We start from the raw sequence: 22,473 nt of genomic DNA on the forward strand, positions 1-22,473 counted from the left end.
ATGCTGCCACTTTATTTTTGTTAATCTATTCCTTTCCTTATCCATCCTTATCATTGCTGTTTAGAATCTAGGGAACCCATTTACAATCTTGATTGAAGCGTTTCAAAATGTAGTCTGTTTCAAAAAAATATTAATAATTGAAACATAGCCGATATGAAAAAGCTAGTAGGCTGAGGAGGATTTGGTTTTGAAAAAAGTAGCTATAAAAATTTTCATCGAAATTTCTAGGTTAATTATGTCTACTTTGTACGATAAGCAATATTTAAAAGGTCGATGGTTCGATAATTCATCTAAAGGATGGCGTTGGTGCTGGCGTTGCATTTTTATGCAAAAAATAGTTGGTTACAATAGAAGAATTCCTTTTCCAGTTTCGCATCGTAATAATGTTGGAAACTACAAAAATCTTATTTTTAATCCGAATGATATGAATAATTTTCAGAATTTCGGCTGTTATTATCAGAATTTCCACGGGAAAATAATATTAGGTGATGGCACATATATTGCACCGAATGTTGGATTAATTACTCAAAATCACAAAATTGGTGATTTAGATAATCATGAAGAAGCAAAAGATATAATCCTAGGGGAGAAATGTTGGGTGGGCATGAATTCAACAATATTGCCTGGTATTATATTAGGAGATAAAACAATAGTTGGAGCAGGTTCAGTTGTTACTAAAAGTTTTCCAGAAGGTAATTGTGTAATAGCTGGTAATCCTGCAAAAATTTTAAAAAGGTTAGACTGAGGAAGCCATGAAAAATAGAATTGTAATCATTACACCGTTTTATCCGATTAAACATAGAAATGATTTATTTGAAGATACTAAAGCTGTACACTATTTACTGAAAGAGTTTGCAGATGATAACGATATTCTTGTTGTACATTCGTTTATGCACGGTTTTAAATCTGCTTGGAAACAATTAAAAAGAGTGGTTCCTATTAAATCGAAATATAAAGATTACTTATATATTGATGATTACGGAAATAATTTGCTCTTTTTTGAAAATTTATTGTTATTCCCCAAATCTATAAAAACCTTTAGTTATTTTAGTAACAAGTATGCTCGACTATTAGAGCAATATTGTACAAATGAGAATTTTTATCCGGAGATAGGGGTCGTGCATTTTCCAACATATTATGTTGATTTCATAAGGAAGTTTGATATTTTCCCCAAATCCATTGCGGTAATTCATTCATTTGATATCAAAAATATTAAAAGTAGGGCAAATATAAATTTTTGGAAGCAGTATTTTAATAAGTTTGATGCCATAGGTTACAGATCTTTTGTAATAAAAAAAGAATTCGAAGAACTTATAGGAATTTATGAAAAATCATTTATGTGCTTATCTGGCATCCCAGACAATTTTATATCTATTAATTTAACTCAAGCAAGTTATAACATTACTGATAAGATTAATATAATATATGCAGGAAGATTAGACAAAAATAAAAATGTTGCTAAGAGTATTTTGGCATTAAATAGAATTGATGAAAAAATACAGTATTCTTTCAATATTGTGGGTGAAGGAGAAGAAAAAAAACATATAGAAGAATTGGCGCAAAATATTGGTGTTGCTGACAGACTAATATTTCACGGTAAAGTAAGTAGGGAAAAGACATTTCATTTAATGGAATCTGCAGATATTTTTTTAATGGTTAGTAAAAAGGAGACATTGGGCTTAGTATATTTAGAAGCCATGGCTGCCGGATGTATAATTATTGGAACCCGAGGGCAGGGAATAGATGGCATCATTGTTGACGGTGAAAATGGTTTTCTAACAGACTCTAATAATGAAGAAGAAATTTACAAAACACTATATCAAGTTATGACATTAAGTCCTATAGAACAAAAGAGAATTAGAGAGAATGCAAAGAATACTGTTAGGCTTTTAAGTGATGTTTCTTTATCAAAAGAATACTATTCTAATATATGCTCTGTTATACAGGAGGATAAGTAACAGATGCTTAAAATAAAAGGTCGTTTAAATGATGGATTTGGTAAAGCAATTATTACTCTAATATCCGGATCGTTAGTTGCTCAAGCAATAACAATTTTAGTATCTCCAATTTTGACAAGAATTTTTACTCCTACGGAATTAGGCGTGTATGCATTGATACTGACTGCAGAAAGTTTGTTTGGAAGTATTATTTGTGGGAGATATGACGCTACTATTGTTTCTGAACCAGATAAAAAAAATATTTATCCTATAATTAAGCTATCTGTTTTAATTACAATTATTTTTAGTATCATAGCTTCTCTGGGATATGGTTTTTTTTACTTTGTTATGAAAGAAGAGTATAGAAGCTATTCCTATGCAATTATATTTATATTTGTAATGTTAGTACTGAATGGATTAATTAGGATTCTAGAAGCCTATAACAACAGATATAAAGAATACAAAGTTATGACGTCGGTATATGTTTTAAGAACTTCAGTACAGAATTTTGGAACTGTTATTTTGGGTTTTTTAAAATTTGGTGTTTTCGGTATGTTAATATCACATACTGCTGGAATGTTTTTTGGATTTAAAAAGCAATCGACAACAATCAAGCCTCATCTTAATGAAATATGGGCATCAAGTAAGAGTGAAATGGTTGCAGTAATGAAAAGTCATTATCGTCAACCATTATATTCAGCTCCGGCAATGTTTGCTAATCGGTTTTCATATGCTTCAATAATGCTTTTTGTAGAATCGTTATTTGGATTAACTGCTTTAGGTTTTTACTCAATATCTTACAAAGTATTAGGACTACCTCTTACAGTAATGAGTAATAATATAGCAAAAGTATTTTTTCAAGAGGCCTCTAGAGAATATGATGAAACTGGTAAATTTATTAACAGTTTCAAAAAGACAAGTATTATTCTATTTTTAATAGCGATACCGATGGTATTATCTTTGTATTTTCTGGCACCTATTGTATTTGAAATTGTCTTTGGGTCTGGTTGGAGTCAGGCAGGGGTGTATGTGCAAATCCTTGCACCCATGTTTGGAATACGATTAATTGTAAATACAGTAGCATTTGGATTACAAGTGGTAAAGAAACAACACCTTGAACTAGGTCTTCAACTATTGTTTATTATTGCATCAATAAGTTGTTTCATAATTGCCAAGTCAATGGCTTTAAATATAAATCAATATTTGATGTCCATTACAGTTGTATTTTCATTAATTTATATAATTTACTACTTGTTTGTGATGAAATATGCATATGGAGAAAGAAAGTAATTAAATAAAATGAATAGAGGAATCGATTATGTCACTATATGAAAAAATAATATCTAAAGAAGAAAGGGTCTCGGTTGTGGGATTAGGATATGTAGGAATGCCATTAGCAGTTGCCTTTGCAAAAAAAGTAGATGTAATTGGTTTTGATCTTAATAAATCAAAAATTGAGTTATATAAATCTGGTGTTGATCCTACTAATGAAGTAGGGAGTGAGGCTATTAAAAATACTATGGTTGATTTTACTTTTGATGAATCAAAATTAAAAGAAGCTAAGTTTCATATCGTAGCCGTACCTACTCCAATCAATTCAGATAAAACTCCTGATCTTTCTCCTGTAGAGGGAGCCAGTTCAATCATTGGAAGAAACTTGACTAGAGGATCTATTGTAGTATATGAATCAACAGTATATCCAGGTGTTACTGAGGATATTTGTATTCCCATTCTAGAAAAGGAATCAGGCCTTAAATGTGGTGTTGATTTCAAAATCGGATACTCTCCGGAAAGAATTAATCCAGGTGATAAAGTGCATCGATTGGAAAATATCATCAAAATAGTATCTGGCATGGATGAGGAAAGTTTAAAAGAAATTGCGAAATTATATGAATTAATAATTGAAGCAGGAGTGCATAGAGCTAGTTCGATAAAAGTAGCTGAAGCCGCAAAAGTTGTTGAGAATAGTCAACGAGATATTAACATAGCCTTTATGAATGAGCTAGCGATGGTATTTGACCGTATGGGTATAGACACAAAAGAAGTTATTGATGCAATGAACACAAAATGGAATGCGTTAAAGTTTTATCCGGGATTAGTGGGTGGTCATTGTATTGGAGTAGATCCGTATTATTTTGTTTACGAAGCAGAAAGATTAGGATACCATAGTCAGATTGTATTATCTGGACGAAAAATTAATGATGGTATGGGAAAATTCGTAGCAGATGCAATTATTAAAAAATTAATACTTGCTAATAAAATAGTAAAGCAATCTAAAGTTATAATTCTTGGTATTACATTTAAGGAAAATACACCTGATACAAGAAATTCAAAGATAATAGACATTATAAAAAGTTTAAAAGAATACGGTATTGAACCAATTGTAGTAGATCCTGAAGCAAATGCGTCAGAAGCTAAACATGAATATGGGATAGATATTGTTAACATAAAAGATGTCAAAAATGCTGATTGTATAGTTTTTGCAGTTGCACATGATACATTTATTAATATGGAATTGGAACAAATTGACTCCTTATTTGGAAGATTTGATAACAAAGAGAAAGTGATAATTGATGTTAAGGGTATCTTAGATAAGTCAGCGATAGAGAAAAAAGGCTATGATTATTGGAATCTATAAATATATATCGACTAAAAGGGACTAACAAATCTATTAAAAAAGGAGTGGGGTGAGTTTTATCAGCCTACTCGTGATTCTTCCTTTTTTTATTGAAGATAATGTTAGGTATTAAAATTTATAAATGCCATAATAAATGTTTAAATAATAGAAATTTGAATAGGGTATCAGAGAGGTTGTTACCAACAAAATATAATAGATAAGGAAGGCTCAACTATGAATAAAATAGCAGTAGCAGGAACAGGTTATGTTGGTTTAGTGGCAGGTGTATGTTTTGCAGAAGTTGGCCATCAAGTAACCTGTGTTGATATAGATGAAAATAAAGTAAAGGTAATGAAGTCTGGAGTTTCTCCTATCTATGAAGCTGATCTAGAAGATTTGATGCAAAAGAATTATGCCGCTGGGAGAATAGATTATACGACAGATTATAAAACAGCTTACAGGGATGCAGATGCAATCTTTATCGGAGTCGGTACTCCAGAGCAGGCAGATGGTTCTGCAAATCTTTCATACATCGCAACAGTGGCTAGGCAAATTGCTGAATCGGTGGAAAAGGACTGTTTAGTCGTTGTGAAATCAACGGTCCCAGTTGGAACAAATGATAAAGTCGAGCAGTTTATCCAAGACTTTTTAGTTAATGATGTAAAAGTGGAAGTTGTATCGAACCCGGAATTCTTGGCACAAGGTTCTGCTGTGCATGATACACTGCATGCCGAACGGATTATTATCGGAACGGAAAGTAAATGGGCTGAAGAACTCATGCAGAATATCTATGAGCCATTTCATTTACCTGTTGTTTCAGTCAATAGAAGATCCGCAGAAATGATCAAGTATGCCTCCAATGATTTTCTTGCTCTAAAAATCTCTTATATGAATGATATCGCCAATCTTTGTGAACTTGTTGGCGCGGATATTCAGGATGTAGCTAGAGGGATGAGCTTCGATAATCGTATCGGAAGCAAGTTTTTAAATGCAGGTATAGGCTATGGCGGTTCGTGTTTTCCTAAGGATACTAAAGCTTTGGAGTACCTGGCAAGACAAAACGGTTATGAGCTTAAAACCGTCAAAGCAGCCATTGATGTGAACAAGGATCAAAAGACGATGCTATATAAAAAAGCTAGTAAAAGACTCATTACGTTTAACGGACTGAAAGTAGCGGTACTAGGGTTGACTTTTAAGCCTGGTACTGATGATTTAAGAGAAGCTGCATCACTTGAAAACGTGCCTTTATTATTAGAGCAAGGTGCCGATATCTATGCTTTTGATCCTGTTGGAGCAGAGAATTTTGCTAGAGTGTATCCAGAAGGTAAGAATGGCAAAGGTAGTATCACGTATGTTTCGAATATAGAACATGCCTTAGAAAGTGCAAATGTCTGTTTTATTTTTACTGAATGGGGAGAAGTGAAAGCCTTAACGCCTGAGACATATAAGACCTTGATGAGGACTCCTTTAGTATATGACGGCAGAAATATCTATAATGTTGAAGAAATGCAGGAATCAGGGGTAGAGTATCACTCCATTGGAAGAAAACCTGCAAGTAGGGAAGGCATAAAGGAGTCGAGACACGTTGAATTACAAATCCCTAGATTCTAATAAAACATACCTGATCACTGGGGCGGCAGGTTTCATCGGGTTTTTCTTATCAAGGAAACTTTTAGAACAGGGCTGTAATGTGATCGGTGTTGACAATATAAATGATTACTATGATGTGAAGCTTAAATATGCTCGGTTGGAGCAACTTAAACCTTATGAGAAATTTACCTTTATCAAAGGTGATATTTCTGACAAAGCGATGATCTCCAATATCTTCAAAGAGTATAAACCTAATATTGTAGTAAATCTGGCTGCACAAGCGGGAGTACGATACTCGATCGAGAATCCAGATGTGTACATTCAAAGTAATATCATTGGTTTTTACAACATACTTGAAGCTTGCAGGCACTATCCTGTCGACCATCTTGTCTATGCTTCTTCCAGTTCAGTTTATGGAGCTAACAAAAAGGTTCCATTTGAAGAAACAGATTTTGTGGACAACCCTGTATCTCTATATGCATCGACTAAGAAATCAAATGAATTGATGGCCCATACTTACAGTCATCTATATAATATTCCTGCAACAGGACTCCGCTTCTTTACGGTTTATGGCCCTATGGGGCGACCGGATATGGCCTACTTTGGATTTACGGATAAGTATTTTGCTGGTGAACCAATTAAGATCTTTAATAATGGTGATTTTGAAAATGACTTATATAGAGACTTCACCTTCATTGACGACATTGTCGAGGGAATAGAACGTCTTCTATCCAACCCTTCAGTAGGAGATCATAGCGTTCCACACAAAGTATTTAACATTGGAAATAACAATCCTGAAAAGTTGATGGCTTTCATTGGAGCTTTGGAGAAATGTTTAAGTAATGCTCTAGGTAAAGAAATAGAATTTGATAAGGTTTTTGAACCAATTAAACCTGGAGATGTACCTGCAACTTATGCTTCTACTGATTTGCTGCAGAAGGCTGTTGGATTTAAGCCGGAAACTTCGATAGAAGAGGGTTTGCAAAAATTCGTAAATTGGTATGTGGAATATTATAATAAAAAGTAAGAACAGTATACAGATAAATGGCGATGAAAACCTTTTTTCGATGCCTGTCAAAACTAAGAATTTCACTAAAGATTAATACAGACAGAGAGTCTTTGAAAGCTCTTTGTCTTTTTTATTAAACTTGGATGAGGGATTCTTCTACTATTATAAATACTTCGTTTTAACCTACACTTGCTTCTACACAAACATTTCAGTCATAATTTGTAAAATCGAAACATTTTATTAGCTTTGACAGTAACTGAAACAAGAGTATTATGCAATAATACTGATGAGGAGATTCTTATCTCCTGAAAGAGAATTCATTGACAGCAACTTCAAATTTGTACTCCAACAATACTAAAAAAAACTAAATAGGGAAGTGTTTCATGAAAAAAATCATCGGTTTATCTATATGTATAGTGCTTATTGTATTTTTCATTTTTCAGCAGAAACATTCTCTATCTAACCATAAAGAAAAGATATACGTTGAAGATTTTAAAGGGGCCAATGATTCTGCGAAGATTCAGTCTGCCATTGATCATGCAAAAAACAATAAGTTAAAGACGGTTATGCTGGATGATAGGGAGTATACGATTTCATCACCGATCAAAGTTAGGAAAGGTGTTAAGCTGCTTTTCGGGTACGGAACGAAGTTCATTGTTGAGGGTAACTTCCGGGTGCTTGAGCTTGAGCAGAATGCTTCCATTGAAGGTGCTTATGTAGTGATAAATGATGCTGAATTTAATTCAGAGGTCATTTACTTAGATGGTAAATATAAATATTATAATACCTGGAACAAAACGCAAGTGAAGGATGTCAATATTATTAACTGGTCTGAGAGTAATCAGGGTACAGGGATATCTTTATATGCTGGCGGTAAGGAACATGAGATTTCTTTCGTGAACTTTGAAAATGTCAAGGTTGCTGGGATGGAGACTGGAGTAAAGTTAATAGCTAAAGAACCGTCTTCTGGTAAGGCATGGATTAATGCTAATCGTTTTTTGAATCTATCCTTAGAAGATTGTGTAAATATGATTTACATAGATAGTCATTCTACTATACCGAATGAGGTAAGTGGTAATCAATTTACCAACTTACAGATACAGCCTTCAGGCAAAACGAAGAGCATTTTGAAGGTAAGTGGGCAATACAATAAATTTGAGGGCATGGTTTGGGATTTGGACAAAATCACACTTCAAAACGATGTTATTGAACTTAATGAACATAGCATGGGCACTACCATTGATATCCCATCCTTGCCTATGAGCCGAATCATCGACAGAGGCCAAGCCAATATCTTGAATCAATAATAAAATTGAAAAGGGTGATTAGCAGCTAATGGATAGGCACACACCCTGTAATGTAATTGGAGATAACATTAATAACCATTAATCAACTGGTACTATTGTTCTTTATCACTGGGGAATAATCCTTTCCTCTTTGGATAAAGAGTATATATGCCAGTTTTTTTATATTTAATGGTCATAGCTTTGTAGTGATAATTTGACCTTGATCATTAATAGTCACTTTCCACTTAGTTCCGTTTGGTGAAGCCATTGTCACAGCTTTCCCTTTTTGAAGTTCTAAATCTCCATACAATGTTCCGCCTGTAGTCGGCAACCAAGCTGCACCTTGCTGTAACGATGATCTTGCGAAGATCCGATTGATCCGGAATCGTTTGTGCTCTTGTGTATAGCCGCTTAACGTCAGTCTAATTTTGTACAGCGTTTCTGCTCTAGATTCTGAGATTACAGTATTACCGGCATTAAAAGGGAGATTTTTTGCAACTGTCCAAGGTCCATTTAAGCTTTGTTGATATTCAATTAATACTCGGCTGGGACTTTCATTCCATCCAAAATAAATACCAAAACAATTTAGCATTTTAATAGGCTGTTTGGTAAAATCCAATTCAATCACAACCGGTTGGGAACTAGGGACATCAAGGTAATTTACACTTTGCTCATCGAGTAAATTGAAACAGTTATTGATATTTCCTCCATAAGGAGCTTTTCCAGAAAGCTGACGTACTGCGTAGCGAACGTTTGTGTTTACGAGGATATCGTCTTGATTCCCGACCAGATGGGCTTTTCCTAAGGCAAGAGGTGGAATTACTTGGAGCGATTCTTCATGAGGAGATGTGCACCGATTGTATTGGCCACGGTCTAGAATTGATGTAGCTACTTGGTTCGAAAAGAGGTAGTTGTGATGAGATGTAGAAGAGAATTCGATGACCAGAGGAGGAGCATCCATACGATAGGTATCCCATATAACTCCTTCAAAAATATTATAGGCACCCGAACAACGGATGACTTTCTTTGTTTGGCTCCGGCATTGAACTTGGATTCCGGTAAACATATTTCCGGAAATTTCGTAAGGTAAATCACTGTTTCCTACAATCTCGATACCGTACTGACAGCCATCTATAAAAATGGAATCGAAGGAGTTGGCATTAATCCAGCATGGGGTATCTACATTTGATAGTTTTTCAGTTTTTAAATAGAGAGCTGTATGGAAGTTTGTAATTTGGAGGGAGCTTGCCTTAAAGAAACTGATGAAATCCCATGCTTTGTTGCAGTATAGATGGATGGCTATACCTTGATATGTTGTAGTACGGTTAATAATATTGATATTCGATATAGCTGTATGATTATGGATTTCTATTTGCTGCGCCCCCGAAAGGAAAATGACGGATGAATTGAAGCTGGTATCGACTACTTCAATCGTCCCGCCGGAGAGGGAAGCATCCTTTTGCAGTTCAAAAACCTGGAAATTACCTTTAATTATTAATGTTATCGTCGGATCAATTTCTAGATGGACATTTTGCTTAATGATAATGGGGGAGGAGAGGGTATATTGTTTCTTCCCTGTAATGACAACTTTAGAGTAGTTATTATCTACACAATAATCAATCGCTGCTTGAATGGCTGGTGAATTATCCGCTAGATTGGGATCGGCTCCAAAACAATCTATATTAGCGACATTCCTGTTCTGGCAATCCTCAGGGAGGTTGAGTGGGTCTGCCATATATAACACTCCTTTTATGGTGATGTTATATAGCATATGCTTGTCCAAAAAGTATGTATAGGTATAAAAAACAAAAAACAAACGAGGTCATCGTTTGTTTTTTGTTCATTGATAGGTTTTCAGTGTTGAATGAATCATATTCGAGAGGGAGAAGGATTCTTCTACTTTTTGTCTTGCTTTGCTTCCCAAGCGTTGTCTTAAATCCACATTATCTTGAAGTGTTTTAATTTGTTTGGCAAATTCCTGTTCTGAATGGTGTGAAATGAGAATCCCGGTTTCATGGTCCACAACCGCCTCTTTAATGCCGCCTACATCGACTGACATGATTGGTGTTCCTGCTGCCATTGCTTCCAGGACGACCATCGGAAAAACTTCTCTAAGTGATGTTAAAAGAAGTACGTCCATATTGCATATAAATTCATACGGATTGGAGGCATTGCCTAGGAGCATCACTTTATGACTTAGCTTTAAGTCTTTAATCATCTTTTCTACAAATGCCCGCTCCGGTCCATCACCAGCAATATAAAACATCACATTAGGAACATCCTTTAACTCATTAACGATTTTTAAGAAAAGTTCATGATTTTTCTCTTTTGATAAGCGGGCTAAGATTCCCACATTAAAGGTTTCTTTAGGCTGTAGTTGTTTAAATGAAAAGTGTTCAACATCTACGCCGTTGTAAATCGTCCGAATAAGCTCATTCCTAACACCAAGCTGAAGTAAGTTATCTCGTTCAAAATTACTAATTGCGATAATTTCTTCCACATACTGATTCAGCACTCTTTTAAATAGAAAGGGCATCTTTTTTTCTAGGATGGTTACATTATGCTTGGTATACACCAGCTTGATATTTCTTCTGGTCAGCTTCTTGATGGCGATCGAATATAGCAGCATTCGTAAACTATTGGCATGAATGACATCGATGTGTTTTAAGCTGACTTCTTTAGTCAGTATTTTAAGGTTGGCAAGGTGATTCTTTAAGCTTAAAGGAATGAATTGTTGTTTGTTATGAATTTGCTTGTACAATTCCCCCGTCGCAGCAGCAGAGTAAAACTTCATGTTTTCATCCTGGAGATGGTTTTCCAATTTGCAAAAATACATCTCAGCTCCGCCTGTTATGAGTTTATCTGTAAGTAGCAGGACATTGTTCATATACCTTATTTCCCTCCATTTAGTAAAGAGGCAGGCTGTGAACCTCTGTTTTTGTTGTATGCGTTATAGGCGTACTTGCTAAAATAGAAGTTAGCTTTTACGAAATTTAATTTTTCCTGGCTTCGTAACAGCTTCCAATATCGGTAAGCAGCCTTAATTTTATTTCTTGATGTAGAGTTACTTACAATCCGATATTTGGATAACACTCTCGGTAAGCCATGTGCTTTATATCCTTGTCGTAACAGTAACAGCCATAATGCAGTATCCTCAGGCTGAATATCGGGCATTTCGATATGCTTGAATTGCAGCCTATCCAGCATCACGGTTAAACAGCCAATTGTTGTATTTCCAATCAGATGCTTATAATCCACCTCAATAGGTGCCTTTACTTCAACATCAAGAGACTTACCTTCTTCATCTATTAAAGAATAGGAGGTGAAAGAGAAAGCGAGATTTCCCTGTTTCATAAATGCGACTTGTTCTTCCAATTTAGTTGGGAGCCATAAATCATCACTATCAAGAAACGCGATATATTTTCCGTTGGCTTCTTTAATGGCTATATTTCTTGCGCAGGCAGCTCCGACATTCTTGGATAAGGGAATAAGTCTGATCCGTGAATCGTGCTCTGCAAAGGTTTTAATGATAGAAACAGAATCATCCTTTGATTGATCATCTACAATGATCATCTCCCAGTTAAAATAGGTTTGATTCTGGACAGTTTTTATCGTTTCAGGGATAAAAGACGAGCAGTTATACGAAGGAGTTATCACGGAAACTAAAGGTCTATCATCCTTTTTGCTGTAGGTCATTACATTCCACCTCTTTTTTCTCATATACCGAAATATATTTTAAAGTTAGTGCTAAAAAGGAAAAAAATGCTTCATTTATCATGAGTGAAAGGGACATCATCTGTATTAAGAAAGCAAAAAGAGTTAGCACAATGAACGGTTTTTCTTTATGTAATTTAGTCTTGAATAAAGTGATGATAAGCATTAATAAAAAGGAAAGGTAAAAAAGAAAACCAATGATTCCAGACTCTACTAAAACCTCAAGATATGTATTGTGAACATAAAGCTTTTCATTATGCTCAAAAGCGTAATAATCGGAAAAATTAAAAGCGCCAATGCCAAAAAGGGGATTTGACATAAAGTAGTTGATCGCCTGCCCCCATAATTCAAACCTTCCGCTGCCCCCATCAGTTGAAAAGTCAGAAATGCGGCTCGTGACGATTTCATTGAGATCTATATTGATAAGAGATCCAGCAACATATATCACCCCTAAAAATAATAAGGAAACAGCTAACATTTTAATTTTTTTTGAGAAATTAGCTAACAGCATGTACAAAAAGACCACCAGTACAAGCGCTAAAACACCGCCTCTAGAAAATGTAAGGAGGGAAGTAATCATACATAGGAGGAACCCGATTGAATGCTTGAATCCCTTTAAATTGGTTAAATAATAGGAAAAAAAGATTGTGTTAAAAAAAATGAAGATGTTGGGGTCATCCAGCAAACCGATTAATCTTGGATAATCCCGGTCCAATAATAATCCATATGATGTAATCTCAACACCTGTTGGAAATCTTCCTGTCACCTTTATGCCGATGAAGTACAATAATAGGCTAATGACGTTAAAGATGATTCCGACATTTGCAATCGATTTCTCAATCGCACTTAACGAAGTTAGCTCCAATACATATCTCATGATGAAATAACAGCCAAGTACGAGTATCACTCCTAGAATGACCCGAATGCTCGATTCAGGATACTGAGAAAAAGCGCCGCTCAGACAATAGGTGAAATAAAATAAGAGCAAAAGGATTTCATAATGATAAAGGGTATGGAAATAAAAGTCCCGAAAATGAATGCAAAAGAAAATGGCTAGAAAAATCATGTAAATTTTTAATGAAAAACCAATGGAGATATTATATTTACTGAGCGTAATAAAAAATAACAAGAGAAAGACTGACCAGATAGAGGTGTTTTTATTAATTAGCAATCTTTCCATTCTCTTTTTGTCTCCCATCTTGTAAATGTTCGGTAGCATGTTTCTTTTTAATAAAGCCAACGATTAATTGCTTGATGCTCTTATCGAGCAGCAAAATTAGAGCAGTGACGAAAATGATGGTAGAAATCATGGCTATAAAAGGATACTTGGATAATAAGTTTTGCATTAGGATGAAACTAATGCAAAAGAAAGTACCATACGGCAGGATGACCTTGAAAAGTACCGCTCTTTTTTCTGGATTGGCAGCGACATAGCCAATGAATGAGACGATTTCCATGGTAAGGACGGCAAAAGCTGAGCCAGCCACTGCATAGTTAACGCTCATAAAATAGAAGGAAACTAAACCAACGGTGATGGTTATAAACTGGACAATTGTACGCCGGTTCTGTAATCCCCTTGTAGTGAGACCGTCAGCAATGGCAATGTTAAAGCCTTGCAGAACGATTATAAAAGCCAATATTTTTAAAGGCTGAACCGCAGATCCCCACTCGGGTCCAAATAAAATGGTAACGAGATAGGTGGCCAAGTAGAATAAGGTTATAGTCATGCACATGCCGATATAGGACATGATTTTCATTTGCAGGATATTCAATCTTGTGTGTTCTGCAAGCTCCCCTTGGTTATATCGCTTAAATAAAAGCGGAAAAAAAGCGCCTGCGATGACCCCTGGTATTTGGTATAAAGCAGAAGGAATCCGATAGGCTACTGCAAAGAGGCCGACAAGCGCTAAAGGCAGTGTTTTTTCCAGCACCAATGGACCCAATTGTGGGGTTAGCATAATAAATAACCCACTGATTAAAAACGGACTAATATTCGTTAATAATTGTTTTTCAAAAGGAGACTTCCATTTTATTTCCGCTTTTTTCAGCAGTAAATAAAGGCTGTAAAATCCACCAGCTAAATAAGAGAATCCATATAAAAAGGCTGCCAGATGAACATCCACTTTTAATCCCATACTCACCGTGGTTGAAAGTATCAACGCAAAGGAAGAGAAGATTTTTATCGACGCGATGAATTGCATCCTTTCAGTTAATTGAAAATAGGTTATTCCAATACTTTGCATCGCCAGGCCAATGACCATTGGGATCATTAAGCTATAGATCATATAAAGAATTTGTTGTTCTTGATAAAGAATATGAATGCCGGCAAAAAAAACAAAAAAGGTCAAAAGGGAGCAAACAATCCGAATCTTAATATAGGAAGAAAATGTTCTTCCTAGGTTTTCCTTTTTTGATCCTTCCCTTAAAAAAGTATTACTTGTACCGAGATCTGTAAAAAAGTTCATGACCATGGCGAGAGCCAATGCCACACTGAAAATTCCATAGTTTTTTGAGTTAAAATAATTTGCTAATAGAATGAGCGTGGCCGCATTAAGAACATTGGATAGAATGGTACTGTAAAATAAATGGACAATATTTTTTAAAATAGAGTTCTTCTTAGTATTCACTTTATTCGCTCCCGATTTTATGACGATAAAGTCGTTGGCTTGAGTAGAGGTGCAGGTGAATGAATTGTCTTGCTGGTTAAAGAATGCTGATTTTGGTTTAAATAATATTCATATGTGCTCGTAAGGCCTTGTTCAAGTGAATGAGCGGGGTGCCAATCCAATTTTTGAAGTGTCGTTTTATTACAGAGTATGCTTTCTTTGATATCCCCATTTTTCGCTGGCTGATAAATAGGAGATAAATCATTACTGCCAAAGGATTGAATAATCGAGAATAATTGATTGATGCTTGTACTGGTTGTTGATGAGACATTTAAGGTGCCGCTTTCTTCATATTCCAACGCTTTCAGATTGGCATCGGCTACATCCTTTACATAGATGAAATCCCTTGTTTGAGTGCCGTCTCCATAAATGACGGGCCGCTCATTTTTTATGACAAGATTAGTGAAGATTGATATAACACCGCCTTCGCCACTAGCTGTCTGTCTTGGTCCATATACATTGCTGTATCGAAGATTTACATAATTTAAATCGTATAATTCTTTAGCAAGCTTTAGATAATCCTCTGCCGTTTTTTTTGATGCACCATATGGTGATAATGGAGAGGTAAGATGTGATAATGTGATTGGCATGACATCAGCATCTCCATATACAGCTGCTGATGAGGCAAACACGATTTTTTTAACGGCATACTTGTGAGAAAGCTTAGCGATGTTTATCGTTCCCATGATATTGATCCTTGCATCATTCGTAATATCCGAAATGGATTGTTGTACACTAACTTGTGCAGCTTGATGAATGACATAGTCAGGCCTAAACGTCTCCATCGCATTTTCAAGCAGGACCTCATCTTCAACATTTCCAAAGAAGGGAGTGACTTTGGCCTGGACATTTCCGATGGATCCGGTGGAGAGGTTATCATATATAGCCACTTCATAATTATTACGGATTAATGTATCAACTATATGAGAACCAATAAATCCAAAGCCCCCAGTTACTAGTACTTTTTTCATTTTTCACTACCCCTTTTTTAGATTATCTAGCTCCATTACCAGTAAAGACTATGGTCAATGTTCGGAACAAAATCTTGATTTCCATAGCAAATGAGCGGTGTTGAATATAATATAGGTCATAATGCAGCTTTTCTTTTGGTGATAAATCATAGCCCCCATTTACTTGTGCCCATCCAGTAATTCCAGGTTTTACATATAAACGGTTTTTAAAGCCAGGCAAAAACTTTTCAAATTCTTTATAGAAATATTCTCTTTCAGGTCTTGGCCCGATGAGTGACATATCTCCTTTTAAAACATTAATAAGTTGAGGGATTTCATCAATCCGTGTTTTTCGTATAAAGGCTCCTATTCTAGTCACCCTGGAATCATTTGCACTTGCCCACTTAGGACCATTTTTTTCGGCATCGATGCCCATGGAACGCAATTTAATCATGTTGAAGGGCTTCCCATCCAGGCCTAGTCTTTGCTGATAAAAAAAAGGGGAGCCAGTTGAATCAATAGGGATAAGAATGCAGAATAAAAGTAAAATAGGTGCTGTAAGTATAAGCATAAAAAACGAGATGATTAAATCCATAGTGCGCTTTATATTAAAATTAGATGATGTCGATAGTGGTTTTGTCAGGATTTCTTCCTGCCTATCGACTCTGACTTTCGAATCCACTGGTTATCCTCCCTGAATTAAGAAATGATCATTGATCCTGAAATTTCAAGATTTGCCCTTTCAAATTGCATTTTCACACCGGCAATTTTCTCTAACTTATCTCTTCCTTCTTGTATCGCTAAAATTATGCCATCACAATATTTAGCAATGATATTTGCATCAGGTTTATTTAAACTGTCTGATGTATGGAATAAAATGATGTCAAAATCCTTCTTCCACTCTTCAATCAGAGTCGGAAGGGTCTCTAATGTTAATAATGTTGCTGGTTCATAAATGGCTTCGCTTGTAGGGATACAGAATAGATGACCCTTAATATGTATAGCATGTTCGTTAATGGGCGTCTCATTTAAAAGCAGGTTAGTCAAACCGAATGAATTATCAATATTAAACACTTGATGCAGCGTAGGTTGTCGCAGATTAGCATCCACTACAAGCACCCGTTTACGTTGCTCAGAAAAGGCAAGTGCTAAGTACGCGGTAGCATTTGAAATATTCTGTGATTGTGAAAGTGAGGTAATCATCAATGTAGAATCGCCTTTTTGAAGATGCGACTCGATATTGGTACAAATAGAATAAAATTGCTCTTTATTGATTTCATTTAGGTAAAAGGATTGTTTCCTTGTGAATTTAATACTCACTATATTCACCTCGTTTTGTGGAAGGTAAGGTTTTATAAGTTGTTTTACGTTTTCTGTTTATTCTTTTGGTATTCAAATCAAGCCTCCCTAATAATGGAATTCCAAGGAGCTCAAGCTCCCTATCGGAGTAGGTCGAATCATCAAAGTGTTCTCTAAGAAGTGCTAAACCTATTCCAGCGAAAAAGCCTATTACGATTGAAATGGCTATGATGAATTTCGGTTTTGGGAAAAGAAGTTCTGCTTGTTCCATTTTATTATCATTGAGAATACTAATCTGTTTAACGTTTGTTAGGTCTTTAAAATTAGATATGGAATGCCTCGCGACAGTCTGGGCAATGTCCTTAGCGGATTCAGGATTCGAATCCTTGACGGTTATCGTGATGATTTGGGAATTATCTCTATTTGTAATGGAAACTTGCTTAAGTAAGTCATAGCTTGAAGCCTTAAGTTTCAATTCCTCTTTAACTCCTATCATGATTTGCGGACTTTTAATGATGTCCATATACGAAAGGGCAAGCTGTCTGTTCTCCTGAACTTTGTTTATGGAAGCTTCCTTTTCATCCATGCTTAAAGATCCTGCCAGAACTTGAGTGGAATACTGATAGGTTGGTTTCATAAGGTACATGGACGAGAAAATAATGAAACCAGTAATACAAAGGGTAGATAGAATAATGATAAATATTCGCTTTTTTAAGATTCGTATAAAATCTTTAATTTTTACTTTTTCATTCATCGATTTCACCACTTTTTTAGAGATAGTAAGAATACGTTCAAAAGAATAATAATCAATTATCCTATTTTGCGTTTTAAAGCTATGTGATCTTTGGATATTACTTTTTCTTGTTTATTTCTTGTGAAATACGATCCGAGCCTCATGGATGGTTTTTCCACGAGTAGATAGGACGCTGAAGAGAGTAAAAAAGATAAGAAAAATGAAAAAGTCAATACTAAACCGGTAGGCAGCTTGTTATAGAATAGATACATCAATGAGAATAAGGATATGAGATGGTACAAATACAAACTATATGAAATTTTCCCGAGAAGAGTTAGCAATCTAGACCTTAAGACCGTCGAAATTCTTTTGGAACATACGCTCATGAGGATAAAAATGCAAACACCGAACGAGACCACATAATCCCTGAAAATATAATTGTTTAAAAAGTCCACTTCGCCAATGATGCCTTCGTACATAAAACAGATAATTGCCCCCAAAAACAATGCGACTTTTACAGGTTTATTCATTTTCAAGGTATAGGCAATAAGTTCATGTCGATATTTTGCTATTATTGCTCCCATTAAAAAAAGAGTACTATAGTGGAAACTTAAAAGAATGTTGGTAATATCCACACTGGAACCAACTAAATATAAACATAAAGTCGATGAAAAAATTAAAACAAAAAGCCATAATAAAGAGTATTTAAGCTTTTTTCGTACAAACAAAAAAAGCAGTACAGGAAATATAATCGAAATTCTCATTTCGTGTACAAGGGACCATATCACATTGTTATAGGCATCTGTATTGTACTGCCCAATAAACAAAAGATGTTCTATTAATAAGGAAGGAGTATCAAGGTCTGTCCAAGATTTACTAAACCAGTTGGTGATAAAGGGCAAATCAATATGGCTTAAAAGCATTTTAGCCAATATAGCCACGCTTATTGCTACTAGGTATGGTATATAAATTCGAAACACTCGTTTTATTAAGTATGTAGAATAGTGGAATTTAGCACTATTAATTGATAAATACAAAACAAAACCACTCAATATAAAGAATAGAATGACAGATTCATTTCCACTACTGAAAAAAAGGCGTAGAGGAGTTTCCTTGAACAAATAAATCATGTAGGTGCTGTTTGAATCATACTGATAATTAGCATATGAAGGGTATATCATCAAATAATGCCCGATTAATACAATGAGAGCGGCTAAACCCCTTAATGAGTCGAATTCCTTATATCTAGTCATATCCTCCTCCATAAGAACCTTTTTTTTTATAATATAGCACTTGTTCTCAATAAAGTATAGTTAGTTCTTTAAAACATACAAGAATAGACAGAAAAATACAAAATAAACCACAATATACCAATTTTTATACTCTTATGAAATGTTTAATGGGTGAATAAAAACTATTTGCAATAAATAAAAGGAGAATAGTTGAAAGCCGGAACACATCATGCCCTAATAAGAGATTTCAGGCCATTGGCCAATGGATAAATCCTGTTCCACATACCTAAATTTACTTAAGATATGGAAGTTTGGGGATCAGCTAGTAAGTTAAGGATTAGGCATTCAGGTGATGTTTATTATTCCTGTAATGAGGGAAACAAATTACTAGATATGCTAATAGATTTAATAATGAAACCAATTGACATAATAATAATGTAAAGAGGGTAGGTTCAACTTAATTATTCTTTATAAAGAACGGCTTGTTCGTTAAGGGTTATGAAGTAACCTGTAAATTTTATCTCAAGACATAAAATGGAGTACAAAAATGTAAAATAATAAATTCTACTATTTATATATATACCTATTAAAAGCAAAAGCTCAATTAATGAGTTATAGATGAAAGGATGAATTTTTTTAAAATGCCTTTATACCAAATGAGAGAAATATGGACACCCTTAAAATTAGTTGGAGTTAAGTTTTTTAAATCAGATGATAGTAGTATTTTCATCAAGGTTTTTAACCAACATCGAAGAAGGTTAAAGTAATTTGTTTTGTTATAAGGAGTATTAACCTAAATGTACCTCCAAAGTGTTAGGAGAACCACTTTAGCATAGTATCCAGCGTGTTAAATAAAAGTCATTAGTTTGTTTATTGAGAGCCAAAAATAAAAAAGTTTTAGGCTCCTTAGTATGCGTGGTTTTAAAGATCCATTCTGATATGTGTAAGCGAAGTAATATTATGATAAAAGGTGTCTATGGGGACACATGGGTATGAAGAAAATCGGTGAAAGCACCTGTCATAAAAATACAAACTTCAGATCATTTAAGGAAAGGTATTTTGTATGGTAATAGGTACAGAGTAAAAGAATGGTATGTATAAAGGGAAAAAATTCAGGATTATCATTCGTGACTTCATTAGGAGAGAACAGAACTTGAAAAGTCAAGAATATGTATACATGAGGAAGGCTGTTAATCAGCCTTCTTTTTTTATGAACTGTTTTCTAATCAACCACAAACTGTTTCTATTCCTTTTGTTTAAATAGAATTAATTGGAACAAGTTCACAATAATAAAAAAACATTTAAATGAGGGATATTTTATTATAAATAAACCTAACAATTTTGTGAGGGGACTATTGAAGAGCACATTATTCAGTTTACCATTGTGGTTGTCATTTTTTGGTACGAGTAAAATTATAATGAATTTTACAAGTCGTAATGTGGATCAGTATTGGTTTTGGAGTAGGGTGAAGAAGCCTAGTAACACGAATCTCTTAAATCCCGGTTCAGCATAAACTTGAACACCTTAAAAAAGTTGTATAGATAAGTGTAGCCCATCCATTTGTAGAGAGAAAGAAAGAGAGTGGTAAGTAATTGTGAGTGGTAGGAGAAAACAGTGACAAATTCCAAGTTAATATTATGAAAATGGAAGGCACCACACAAAAACAACTGTCTTTGTGTGGTGCCTTCCATTTTTATCCTACTTAAGCTGTATGCACTTCAAATATTAGTTGGGTAGGCACCACTAAAACAGGCTATACAGCGACTGCTAGTTTCTCCAAGATCCACATCTACTGCCTCTAATAACCCATCGGTGCTTAAAAAGGCTAATGAATCTGCCCCGATAACTTTTCCCATAGCTCGTTCGTGTTCGTGTTTGTTGGCAAATAGTTCTTCCTTAGTTGGCATATCTACTCCATAAAAACAAGGGTTTCTAACCATAGGTGAACTAATTCTTACATGGACTTCCTTGGCACCTGCTTGCCGAATCAATTCGACAATGCGCTTGCTTGTCGTTCCCCTAACAATCGAATCATCGACTAATACCACCCTTTTTCCTTCCAAAATTTCTCGCACAGCGCTCAATTTCAGTCGAACAGCTAAGTCGCGCAATTCTTGCGTGGGCTCAATAAATGAACGACCAGCATAAGGGTTTTTAATAATTCCCATTTCATATGGAATTCCTGATTGTTGGGAAAAACCAATGGCGGCAGGGACGCTTGATTCGGGAACGGCAACGACAACATCAGCTTGTGTCGGATGTTCTTTTGATAGAATTTCACCTAATTCCTTCCGGATTGTTAAGACACTTCTTCCTTGAATAACGCTATCCGGACGGGCAAAATAGACAAATTCAAAGGAACAAAGGGAAACCTTGCCTTTTTCCGCAAATCTTCCAGTTTGAATACCATTTTCATCTATAAGAAGCCATTCACCCGGTTCAACTTCCCGCCAGAACTTAGCATCAACCGCAGTTAAAGCGCATGTTTCTGAGGAGGCGATGATTGATTCACCAATTTTTCCAAGGCTAAGCGGACGTAACCCATGACGATCCAGGGCAATTAGCATTTGTTTTTCAGTCATAATAATCAAGGCAAAGGAACCGTCGATCCGTTTAAGCATATCAGGTGCGCTTTCTGCGAAATGCTTTTTACTTGAACGAGCTATTAAGTGAGCAATAATTTCAGTATCGGTTGTTGTTTGAAATATGCTTCCCTGCTGTTGTAACACATCCCGTTCTATCCTTGCATTTACGAGGTTGCCATTATGAGCAACAGCCAAGTCCCCCTCGCTATATTTAAAAACGAGGGGTTGTGCGTTTTGCAGTAAACTTTCACCAGAAGTTGAATATCGTACATGACCAATGGCCATATTTCCGCTTAATCCATCAAGGATGTCCCGTGAAAATACTTGGGTAACTAATCCCATTCCCCTGTGATTCCTGAATGATTTCCCATCACTAGCCACAATTCCTGCACTCTCCTGACCACGGTGTTGAAGTGCATGAAGTCCGTAATAAGTTAATTCGGCTGCTTTGGGGTGATTAAACACTCCAAATACCCCGCATTTCTCCTGCATTTCTGAATCCATTTTTCTCTTCCTCCCCTTAATGCCATTATTCTTATTTTTGGCAAATGGTGAATTTCTATCCTTTTTATTTACTAATCGGTAAATGGATATGGATTAAACTAATTGCAGCCATAAAACAGCTCTATGGAATAGGTAGGGATAATTGCTTAGCATTATTATCTTGGTATGAAAGACTTTTGGGTATAATGGAATATATTGAATAAATGTATTTTGTTTGATTTATAGTAAACTATATAGTAAAGAACAGATATTAATTTATAAAAACTAGCCCATTATAAAAATAGTGAATAATACAGTTAATATTTTTGTCGATTTGACGATACTTTAATATGAAGATCAAGCAAAGTGAC

General features: G+C 35.2%; 18 protein-coding genes. 7 read left to right on the forward strand and 11 right to left on the reverse strand.

Annotated elements, in window-relative coordinates; all coding sequences use genetic code 11:
* Positions 1-187 precede the first annotated feature (187 nt).
* The 7 genes from AC2YHV_RS01060 (at position 188) to AC2YHV_RS01090 (ending at position 8,460) form a co-directional block, all read left to right on the forward strand.
* Entirely contained in the window at positions 188-745 is a 558-nt protein-coding gene (locus AC2YHV_RS01060; protein WP_487372424.1) for an acyltransferase, read from the forward strand.
* Between the two features lie 7 nt (positions 746-752).
* Complete coding sequence (locus AC2YHV_RS01065) at positions 753-1,958, forward strand: glycosyltransferase (RefSeq protein ID WP_487372425.1); 1,206 nt, start codon at positions 753-755, stop codon at positions 1,956-1,958.
* Positions 1,959-1,961: 3 nt separating this feature from the next.
* On the forward strand, positions 1,962-3,227 hold the full coding sequence (locus tag AC2YHV_RS01070; protein WP_487372426.1) for a lipopolysaccharide biosynthesis protein: 1,266 nt from the start codon (positions 1,962-1,964) through the stop codon (positions 3,225-3,227).
* Between the two features lie 28 nt (positions 3,228-3,255).
* On the forward strand, positions 3,256-4,575 hold the full coding sequence (locus AC2YHV_RS01075; RefSeq protein WP_487372427.1) for a nucleotide sugar dehydrogenase: 1,320 nt from the start codon (positions 3,256-3,258) through the stop codon (positions 4,573-4,575).
* A 213-nt stretch (positions 4,576-4,788) separates the two neighbouring features.
* Positions 4,789-6,165, forward strand: a complete 1,377-nt coding sequence (locus AC2YHV_RS01080) for a UDP-glucose dehydrogenase family protein (protein WP_487372428.1) — start codon at positions 4,789-4,791, stop codon at positions 6,163-6,165.
* The gene (locus AC2YHV_RS01085) at positions 6,140-7,171 is read left to right on the forward strand and encodes an SDR family NAD(P)-dependent oxidoreductase (protein ID WP_487372429.1); all 1,032 of its coding nucleotides are present in this window, start codon (positions 6,140-6,142) and stop codon (positions 7,169-7,171) included. Before AC2YHV_RS01080 ends, AC2YHV_RS01085 begins: the two co-directional genes overlap by 26 nt.
* A gap of 365 nt (positions 7,172-7,536) precedes the next feature.
* Positions 7,537-8,460: a hypothetical protein gene (locus AC2YHV_RS01090; RefSeq protein ID WP_487372430.1), complete on the forward strand. Its 924-nt coding sequence runs from the start codon at positions 7,537-7,539 to the stop codon at positions 8,458-8,460.
* A 172-nt stretch (positions 8,461-8,632) separates the two neighbouring features.
* On the opposite strand, the gene AC2YHV_RS01095 is transcribed toward AC2YHV_RS01090, so the two are convergent.
* The 11 genes from AC2YHV_RS01095 to purF all read right to left on the reverse strand — a co-directional run bounded on the left by AC2YHV_RS01095 (position 8,633) and on the right by purF (position 22,123).
* Complete coding sequence (locus AC2YHV_RS01095; RefSeq protein ID WP_487372431.1) at positions 8,633-10,174, reverse strand: hypothetical protein; 1,542 nt, start codon at positions 10,172-10,174, stop codon at positions 8,633-8,635.
* Positions 10,175-10,279: 105 nt separating this feature from the next.
* On the reverse strand, positions 10,280-11,326 hold the full coding sequence (locus tag AC2YHV_RS01100; protein ID WP_487372432.1) for a glycosyltransferase family 4 protein: 1,047 nt from the start codon (positions 11,324-11,326) through the stop codon (positions 10,280-10,282).
* 5 nt (positions 11,327-11,331) lie between these two features.
* On the reverse strand, positions 11,332-12,135 hold the full coding sequence (locus AC2YHV_RS01105) for a glycosyltransferase family 2 protein (protein WP_487372433.1): 804 nt from the start codon (positions 12,133-12,135) through the stop codon (positions 11,332-11,334).
* Positions 12,113-13,333 carry an O-antigen ligase family protein gene (locus AC2YHV_RS01110; RefSeq protein WP_487372434.1) on the reverse strand — a complete coding sequence of 407 codons (1,221 nt, stop codon included), beginning with the start codon at positions 13,331-13,333 and terminating at the stop codon, positions 12,113-12,115. The genes AC2YHV_RS01105 and AC2YHV_RS01110 overlap by 23 nt, the downstream gene beginning before the upstream one ends.
* Entirely contained in the window at positions 13,314-14,780 is a 1,467-nt protein-coding gene (locus AC2YHV_RS01115; protein ID WP_487372435.1) for an oligosaccharide flippase family protein, read from the reverse strand. Before AC2YHV_RS01115 ends, AC2YHV_RS01110 begins: the two co-directional genes overlap by 20 nt.
* Before the next feature lie 17 nt (positions 14,781-14,797).
* Entirely contained in the window at positions 14,798-15,790 is a 993-nt protein-coding gene (locus tag AC2YHV_RS01120) for an NAD-dependent epimerase/dehydratase family protein (RefSeq protein ID WP_487372436.1), read from the reverse strand.
* A 22-nt stretch (positions 15,791-15,812) separates the two neighbouring features.
* Positions 15,813-16,451 (reverse strand): sugar transferase, encoded by a 639-nt coding sequence (locus tag AC2YHV_RS01125; protein ID WP_057276580.1) that lies wholly within the window; start codon positions 16,449-16,451, stop codon positions 15,813-15,815.
* Between the two features lie 17 nt (positions 16,452-16,468).
* Positions 16,469-17,089 (reverse strand): CpsD/CapB family tyrosine-protein kinase, encoded by a 621-nt coding sequence (locus AC2YHV_RS01130; protein WP_487372437.1) that lies wholly within the window; start codon positions 17,087-17,089, stop codon positions 16,469-16,471.
* Positions 17,079-17,822 (reverse strand): YveK family protein, encoded by a 744-nt coding sequence (locus AC2YHV_RS01135; protein ID WP_487372438.1) that lies wholly within the window; start codon positions 17,820-17,822, stop codon positions 17,079-17,081. Before AC2YHV_RS01135 ends, AC2YHV_RS01130 begins: the two co-directional genes overlap by 11 nt.
* A gap of 56 nt (positions 17,823-17,878) precedes the next feature.
* The gene (locus AC2YHV_RS01140) at positions 17,879-19,054 is read right to left on the reverse strand and encodes an acyltransferase family protein (protein ID WP_487372439.1); all 1,176 of its coding nucleotides are present in this window, start codon (positions 19,052-19,054) and stop codon (positions 17,879-17,881) included.
* A gap of 1,698 nt (positions 19,055-20,752) precedes the next feature.
* A complete protein-coding gene (gene purF / locus AC2YHV_RS01145; RefSeq protein WP_487372440.1) occupies positions 20,753-22,123 on the reverse strand; it encodes an amidophosphoribosyltransferase in 1,371 nt (456 codons plus the stop codon).
* Positions 22,124-22,473: the final 350 nt, after the last annotated feature.

The sequence above is a fragment of the Peribacillus sp. SRI_006 genome, from assembly GCF_057586375.1.